Consider the following 7,986-nt stretch of genomic DNA (forward strand, 5'->3'; position numbering starts at 1 on the left):
CCTACTGGGCGTCCGGGATCGCTCCGGGCTGGGTCAGCGCCGTCGATCTCACCGATCCCACGCAGCCGATGGTCGTGTGGGGCGGCCTCACCGGTGTCGCCGCGCACGGCATGGGATTCACGCCGGACGGGAACACCATGTTCCTGTCGAATCTGGCCGGGATGACGATCCTCGACGTCTCGGCGGTGCAGAATCGGCCGCCGCGCACCGTGATCGGCCATCCGCTGCCGCATCTGGGTTCGAAGTTCTGGACCGACGGCCTGCTCAGCCAGCACAGCGTGTACGTCACGTACGACGGCGTGCCGCACATCTTCACCGTCGACGAAGGCGGCTCCGGCGGCGTGAAACTGTTCGACATCGCCGACCCGGCCGCCCCGCGCTGGCGCACCAGCGCGAAGCTCGCGATCAACCTGCCGGAGAACCAGAACCGCTGGGCGTCGAGCAGCGCCGCGAACGGTGCCTTCGGTTACGACGCGCACTACTGCACCGTCGACCGCCCCGACGATCCGCGCGCGATGGCGTGCGGCTGGATCCAGTCCGGCATCCGGGTGTTCGACGTGACGGACCCGGACCGGTTCCGGGAGATCGCGTACTTCAACCCGCCCGCGCAGACCGGGAAGAACCTGCAGTTGCCGAATTCGCTGCACGCGACGCTCGGATCGATCGCGGCCCCGCCGATCATCGGCACTCTGTCCGTCGCCCGCGCGATCCTGCAGGGCGAGACCGGAACCGACGGGATCGTCAACGAGCGCAGCCGGCTCGTCGGCGGCGACCTGTCCGCCGACTGGTGCCTCTCGCCACCGGAATTCCACGGCGACAAGCTGTATGTGACGTGCATGGACAACGGGTTCATGGCGCTGCAACTGGATCCGGCGGTGTATCCGCCGCGATGAGCACGACACGTCGCACCACGCTGGTACTCGCCGTGGCCGTACTGTGCCTGACGCTCGGTGTCGCGGTCGGACGGATCTCGTCCGGCGGCGGCACCGATCCCGGCCCCGCGACCGCGACGGTGGCGCTCACCGACGGCGACATCGCGTTCGCGCAGGCCATGTCGATGCACCATCAACAGGCGATCACCATGGCCGACATGCTCGGCCGGGACGTCGCGCCGGACGTGCGTGCGCTCGCCGCGCAGATCCGTACGTCGCAGGTGCAGGAGATCGGAATCCTCACCGGCTGGCTGGAACTCGCGGGTGCACCCGCCCAGCCGACCGGGCACGACCATGTCGGCATGCCGGGCGTCGCGACGAACGAGGAACTGACCCGCCTGCACGACGCCACCGGCCCCGAGCGTGAAATCTTGTTCCTGCAGTTGATGATTCGCCATCATCAGGGCGGGATCGACATGGCGGCGGATGTGGCGCACACGACCGCGGTGCCGGCCGTGCGCACCCGTGCGACCGCACTCGTCGACGAACAGCACCAGGAGATTTCGTTGATGGCCGTGGCGCTGGACGCGCGGGGTGCGACCGTCCTGCCGTATCCGTGACCTGTGCCGGTCGACCCGTGTCAGTCGGCCTCGTCCGAGAAGGGGTCGACCAGCGCGGCGGGGTCGAGGTCCGGGTCGTCGAGGACTTCGAGCATCGCGGCCCGCTGCTCCTCGGCGATCCGCTGGATCTCGCCGACGATCCGCCACGCGTCGCCGACGGACACGAGGCGGGTCAGCAACAGTTCCCCTGCGCCGACCTGCCGGCTCGCGACACGGTCGCTGATCTCGACGGTCTCGCCGGTGACCAGATCCCGCGCGGTCACCGACACACCCGGCTGCACCCGTTCGACCTCGTACAGTGAGCGCTTCGCCTCCAGCCACTGCCTGGCCAGGTCCAGTTCGTCCTCGGGCAGCAGGTAACCGCGCTGCTCGACGAACTCGGCGAACGCCCCGCACTCGAACAGCACCAGATCGGTGATCAGCGGATCGGCGAGCGCCTCGTTCAAGGCCTCGGCGTACTCCTCGTCGAACTCGTCGAGGGCGGCGACGCGATTCTCGGCGAGCGCGAACTGCACAACGGACCATCGCGGGAGGTCGGTGTGCATCGCGGCCTTCTGATACAGCCATGCGGCGCGCTCGGTGAGCGGGTGATCGGCCTTGCCGAGGTGGCACACCTTGTACTTGCGTCCGGAACCGCACCAGCAGCGGTCGTTGCGGCCGAGGTCGGGCCGGTCGACGGGCCGGAAGAACTGCAGTAGTTCGTACAGGGGCTCTTCGTCGCCGCCTTCGATCCGGTCGAGGAGGGTGAGGCCACGCACCGCGTCCCCGCGGTCGGATGCGAAGTGGGCGAGGTCGATCAGGCTCGGTACGAACTCGACATCGGCTCCGGCCGACTGCTCGTAGTGGCGCTCGGCATCCCGCATCCGTCCGTCGTATTCGGCGGCCCGTCCGGCGAACCAGTGCGCAGGTGCGGCAAGTTCGCGAGATCCGAAGGACAGCAACACTTCTGCCGCCTGCGCGAGCGCCGCCGGCGCAAGTTCGTGTTCGATGACCTGCCCCAGCGCCACCGCGGCGACGTACGGGTCGGCGAGATGCCGGTACAGCCCGGCGCCGTGCTCGACGAACTGCGGGTCGAGCTCGTCACCGTCCTCGATCGACTCGACGAGCCCGACGAACATCAGCACGTCCGGGACGGCTTCCCGGTCGAGGTCGAGCTCCTCGGCATAGACGGCGAGCCGCTGTTCGCGCAGGTATTCGGCGAAGTCGAAACCGCGCGGCGCGATGTCGTCCTGATGCCGGTCGAAACCGGCGGCGTCGATCCACTCGTTCAACGGAACGGCCGGTTCGGCGAATGCGGCCGGATCGGTTGCCACGAGACTCAGCAACACATCTTCGAGCAGAACCGGGAACTCGGTGTCGGCACCGATGCCGGCCGCAAGGTCGGGCCCGGCGGCGAGGTCGCCGTCGACGCGTCGCCACTGCACACGTCCGTCGGTCACGGTGAACGCCACCACGTCACCGGGCGACCACCCCGCGAACGTTCCCGGCGGGAGCAGCAGGATGTCCTCGTCCGGAATGTCACCGTCCCCGATACCCCGCTCGACGAGGCGTTCGTCTTCCGAGTCGTTGAAGACGTACTCCACGCGGTCCTCGTCCGGGTTGCCCCACAGCGCTCTCGTCGGCAGGCCGAGCTCGTCGGCGCCGGTCGCGTCGGCCGCGATCTCCGCAGCCGAGAGACGGTGGGTGAACACCCGCCCCTCGAGCAGCGTGTCGACGGCGACGTTGCGCCCGTCCGGAAGCAGGTCGAGGTACGGATGATCGAGGTCGACGACCGCGTACCCCAGTTCGTCGGCGTCACCGAATCCCTCGTCGGCGAGATGCGCGGCGAGGTCGTCGTCGGTCAGCGGTCCGTGCCGACGGAGCACATCGAGTGCGGCGTCGGTGAGGGCGTCGAGGTCTGTGCTCACAACTGTCGATCGTACGGGTCCGCCGGCCGGTCGCAGGACGCAACCGACCGGCGGACCGTGTCGTCTATCCCAGCGCCTGCTCGATGTCCGCGAGCAGGTCGGCGGCGTCCTCGATGCCCACCGACAGGCGAACCAGGTCGTCCGGCACCTCCAGCACCGAACCGGCGGTCGACGCGTGCGTCATCGCGCCCGGGTGTTCGATGAGCGATTCGACGCCGCCGAGGGATTCGGCGAGCGTGAAGATCTCGGTGCGCTTGCAGAAGTCCAGCGCAGCCTCCCGGCCGCCCGCCAGGCGCACCGAGATCATGCCGCCGAACCGGCGCATCTGCTTGGCGGCGACCTCGTGTGCGGGATGGGACTCGAGCCCCGGGTAGAGCACATGGCTCACGGCCTTGTGGCCGGACAGCAGATCGACGATCTGCTCGGCGTTGTCGCTGTGCCGCTCCATGCGCAGCGCGAGCGTCTTGATGCCGCGCAGCGTCAGGTACGCGTCGAACGGTCCGGGCACGGCACCGGCGCCGTTCTGCAGGAACCCGAACTTGTGGTCGAGTTCCTCGTCGTTCGTCACCAGCGCGCCGCCGACCACATCGGAGTGGCCGCCGATGTACTTCGTGGTCGAGTGCAGCACGATATCGGCGCCGAGCGTCAGCGGCTGCTGCAGGTACGGAGAAGCAAAAGTGTTGTCCACCACCAGCTTTGCGTCACCGGCATGCGCGACCTCGGCGATCGCGGCGATGTCGCCGATGTTGAGCAGCGGATTCGTCGGCGTCTCGAGCCACACCAGCTTGGTTTCGGGACGGATCGCCGCGCGCACCTCGTCGACATCGTTGACCGCGACCGGCGTGTACTCGATGCCCCACTGGGTGAAAACCTTGTCGATGAGACGGAACGTGCCGCCGTACGCGTCGTTGGGGATCACCAGGTGGTCGCCGGGGCGCAGCACCGACCGCAGGACGCAGTCGGTGGCGGCCATGCCGGAACCGAACGCCCGTCCGTAGGTTCCGTTTTCGAGTGCGGCGAGGTTCGCTTCGAGCGGTCGCCGCGTCGGGTTGCCGGTCCGGGCGTACTCGAATCCGCTGCGCATGTTGCCGACGCCGTCCTGCGCGAACGTCGAACTCGCGTAGATCGGCACATTGACCGCGCCGGTCTGCGGATCGTATCCGGCGTGGACGGCTCGGGTGGAGAATCCGTGGCTGTGCTGCTCACTCATGCGGTCCAGCCTATCGACATCGGAGACACCGCGGTCCGGTGATGTCTTCGACGTCACCGGACCGCGACGTCGAAGACGTCACCGGACTGCAGTGTTCGTCCGTCAGGAACCGGCGCTGATGAAACCGAGCAGGTCGTGGCGGGTGATGACGCCGACGGGCTTGCCGTCGTCGATGACCATCAGCGCGTCGGTGTCGCCGAACGCCTTGGTCGCGGCACCGATCGACTCGCCGACACCGATCAGCGGCAGGGCCGGGCTCATGTGCTCGGCGACCGAGTCGGCGAGCTTCGCGCGGCCTTCGAACACGGCGCTGAGCAGTTCCCGTTCGCTGACGGACCCGGCGACCTCACCGGCGGTGATGGGCGGTTCCGCACCGACGACCGGCATCTGGGAGACGCCGTATTCGCGGAGGATCTCGATGGCGTCGCGCACGGTCTCCGACGGGTGGGTGTGCACCAGGTCGGGCAGGTCGCCGGACTTGGCGCGCAGCACGTCGCCGACGGTGGAATCGTCGGGCTTGCCGTCGAGCGGCGAACGCAGGAAGCCGTAGGACGCCATCCACTTGTCGTTGAAGATCTTCGACAGGTAGCCGCGGCCACCGTCCGGAAGCAGCACCACGACGAGCGCGTCGGGGCCCTCACGCTCGGCGACCTTCAGGGCGGCGACGACCGCCATGCCGCACGAACCGCCGACGAGCAGGCCTTCCTCGCGGGCGAGCCGCCGGGTCATCTCGAACGAGTCGGCGTCGGAGACGGCGATGATCTCGTCGGGGATCGACGGGTCGTATGCGCTGGGCCAGAAGTCCTCGCCGACACCTTCGACGAGGTAGGGGCGGCCGGTGCCGCCGGAGTACACCGAGCCCTCGGGGTCGGCGCCGATGACCTTGACCTTCCCGCCGGACACCTCCTTGAGGTAGCGGCCGGTGCCGGTGATGGTGCCGCCGGTGCCGACACCCGCGACGAAGTGCGTGACCTTGCCGTCGGTGTCGCGCCAGATCTCCGGGCCGGTGGTTTCGTAGTGGCTTTCCGGGCCGCCGGGGTTGGAGTACTGGTCGGGCTTCCAGCCGCCGGGCAGTTCACGGGCGAGGCGGTCGGAGACGCTGTAGTAGCTGTCCGGGTGTTCCGGCGGAACCGCGGTCGGGCACACGACGACCTCGGCGCCGTACGCCTTGAGGGTGTTGCGCTTGTCCTCGCTCACCTTGTCGGGGCAGACGAACACGCACTTGTAGCCGCGCTGCTGCGCGACGAGGGCCAGGCCGATGCCGGTGTTCCCGGAGGTCGGCTCGACGATGGTGCCGCCCGGCTTCAGCGCGCCGGACGCCTCGGCGGCGTCGATCATCTTGACCGCGATGCGGTCCTTCGAGCTGCCGCCGGGGTTGAGGTATTCCACTTTCGCCGCGACGAGCGCCGAGCCCGGCTTGACGACCGAGTTGAGCTTGACGAGGGGGGTGTTCCCGATCAGGTCGACGACGGTTTCCGCGATGCGCATGGCTCCATGTTCTCATTTCACGATGTGGTCCGGCCCGGCGGCCGTCTCGGCGGCCGGGCGGAAACACGACAGAAACACCGCTGCCCGTGCGTGTTTTCGGTAGTGGGAACTACCGAAAACACGCACGGGCAGGCGAGGTTCAGGGCAGGACTATTCGCTCTGGAAGTAGCTCAGCAGTCGCAGGATCTCGACGTACAGCCACACCAGGGTGACGGTGAGACCGAACGCGACGCCCCACGCGGCCTTCTCCGGCGCCTGGGCGCGGATCAGCTGGTCGGCGGCGTCGAAGTCCAGCAGGAAGCTGAACGCGGCGATGCCGATGCAGACGAGGCTGAAGACGATGGCGAGAGCGCCGCCGTCACGCAGGCCCAGGCCGCCGTCGATGAAGAAGCCGGCGACGAGATTGCCCAGGGCCAGGACCAGCACGCCGATCAGCGCGCCCACGATCATGCGGGTCAGTCGCGGGGTGACGCGGATCGCGCCGGTCCGGTACACGACGAGCATGCCGAAGAAGACACCGAACGTGCCGAGAACGGCCTGCGCGATGAGGGTCGATCCGCCTGCTCCACCGAACGTGATGTCGGTGAACATGAACGACAGCGCGCCGAGGAAGAAACCTTCGGCGACGGCGTAGGCGAGGACGATCGCCGGGTTGTCCATCTTGCGGCCGAAGGTCGCGACGAGGACCAGCACCAGGCCGACCAGACCGCCGCCGATGACGAACGGCGCGGCCAGGTTCACATTGGAGTTGACCAGGAAGTAGGAGACCAGCGCCGAGACCGTCAGCACACCGAGGGTGATGCCCGTCTTGGTCACGACGTCGTCGATGGTCATCGCGCGGGTGGTCGCGGGGCGGGCCCACTGATCCTGCTGCGCGTACTGCGGCTGACCGAATTGCTGGGTGACCTGCGCGGCGCCCGCCGTCGCAGAGCCGAACGTGGCGTATCCGCCGCCCTCTTGCTTGGGCAGGTTGCGGAACACCGGGTTACTGGTGGTGCGCACCGTGCACATCCCTTCTCGTGGTCGGTTCTGTCCGTTCAACGTGCTGCGGGTCGCGGGAGTTCCCGCAGACACCGGCCCGGCACACTCGAGATCGGACGAACCGGACTCTACCGGGTTCGCACGGACCTGGTCACCGTGAACTTGCGGTTCCGTCCCGCCATGTCGGTCCGTCCGACGACCCGCCGCAGGGTTCCCCGGTAGTTGAGATGCGAGTTGTACACCGTCCACAGTTCGCCGCCGTCGCGCAGGATCCGGGCGGCGGCATCGAACATCTTCTCGGCGGCACCGGTGTGCACCGCGGCGCCGACGTGGAAGGGCGGATTGCAGACCACCAGGTCGACGGAGTCGTCGGGCAGCGTCGAGGCGGCGTCGTCGCGCAGCACCTCCACCCGGTCGGCGCCGCCGCGGACTGGTCGGTCGCGACGACCCGCAGGTCCGGGTTCTGCCGGGCCAGGGACACCGCGAGGATCCCGGTCCCGCAGCCCAGGTCGACGGCCACCGCCGCGTCCGGACGCATACGCGGCAGGAACTCGAGGAGGAACCGGGTGCCGATGTCGAGGCGCGGACCGGCGAACGCGGCTCCGTGCGCGACGACCGTCAGGTCGATGTCGGCCAGGGTCTCGGTCACCGGATAGGTGAACGGGCCCGGGATCGGGGTGCGGGCGGTGAGCACCCGCGACTTCTGCCGTCCGCGGGAGGCCTGCACGTCGGCGAAGGAACGTCCCAGCACGTCGTTCATGGCCAGGGAGATGTGCTTGTCGCGACCACCGGCGAAGACGACGACGTCGGGGTCGGCGTGGCGGGCGATCGTCTCGGCGATCTCGGCGAGCGCGCTCAGCGACCGCGGCAGCCGCAGCAGCACCACCCGCGCGCCGGTCACCAGGGCA

At 68.7% G+C, this 7,986-nt stretch carries 5 protein-coding genes and 2 pseudogenes; 2 read left to right on the forward strand and 5 right to left on the reverse strand.

Features of this window, described 5'->3' with window-relative positions; translation table 11 throughout:
* Both I0Q12_RS34270 and I0Q12_RS29300 read left to right on the forward strand, forming a co-directional pair.
* Positions 1-893, forward strand: a pseudogene (locus I0Q12_RS34270) (hypothetical protein); the annotation flags it as partial.
* Positions 890-1,492, forward strand: a complete 603-nt coding sequence (locus I0Q12_RS29300) for a DUF305 domain-containing protein (protein WP_197257241.1) — start codon at positions 890-892, stop codon at positions 1,490-1,492. The pseudogene I0Q12_RS34270 and the gene I0Q12_RS29300, both read left to right, overlap by 4 nt.
* Before the next feature lie 20 nt (positions 1,493-1,512).
* On the opposite strand, the gene I0Q12_RS34995 is transcribed toward I0Q12_RS29300, so the two are convergent.
* From I0Q12_RS34995 to I0Q12_RS29325, 5 genes and pseudogenes are all read right to left on the reverse strand, one after another.
* Positions 1,513-3,399 (reverse strand): SEC-C domain-containing protein, encoded by a 1,887-nt coding sequence (locus I0Q12_RS34995; protein ID WP_197257243.1) that lies wholly within the window; start codon positions 3,397-3,399, stop codon positions 1,513-1,515.
* Between the two features lie 64 nt (positions 3,400-3,463).
* Positions 3,464-4,609: a cystathionine gamma-synthase gene (locus tag I0Q12_RS29310; protein ID WP_197257245.1), complete on the reverse strand. Its 1,146-nt coding sequence runs from the start codon at positions 4,607-4,609 to the stop codon at positions 3,464-3,466.
* A gap of 102 nt (positions 4,610-4,711) precedes the next feature.
* Positions 4,712-6,097: a cystathionine beta-synthase gene (locus tag I0Q12_RS29315; protein WP_197257247.1), complete on the reverse strand. Its 1,386-nt coding sequence runs from the start codon at positions 6,095-6,097 to the stop codon at positions 4,712-4,714.
* A gap of 150 nt (positions 6,098-6,247) precedes the next feature.
* Positions 6,248-7,099, reverse strand: a complete 852-nt coding sequence (locus I0Q12_RS29320) for a Bax inhibitor-1/YccA family protein (protein ID WP_197257249.1) — start codon at positions 7,097-7,099, stop codon at positions 6,248-6,250.
* Positions 7,100-7,206: 107 nt separating this feature from the next.
* Positions 7,207-7,986: pseudogene (locus tag I0Q12_RS29325) on the reverse strand (class I SAM-dependent methyltransferase); the annotation flags it as partial.

This window comes from Rhodococcus sp. CX (assembly GCF_015865005.1).
Lineage (GTDB): Bacteria > Actinomycetota > Actinomycetes > Mycobacteriales > Mycobacteriaceae > Rhodococcus.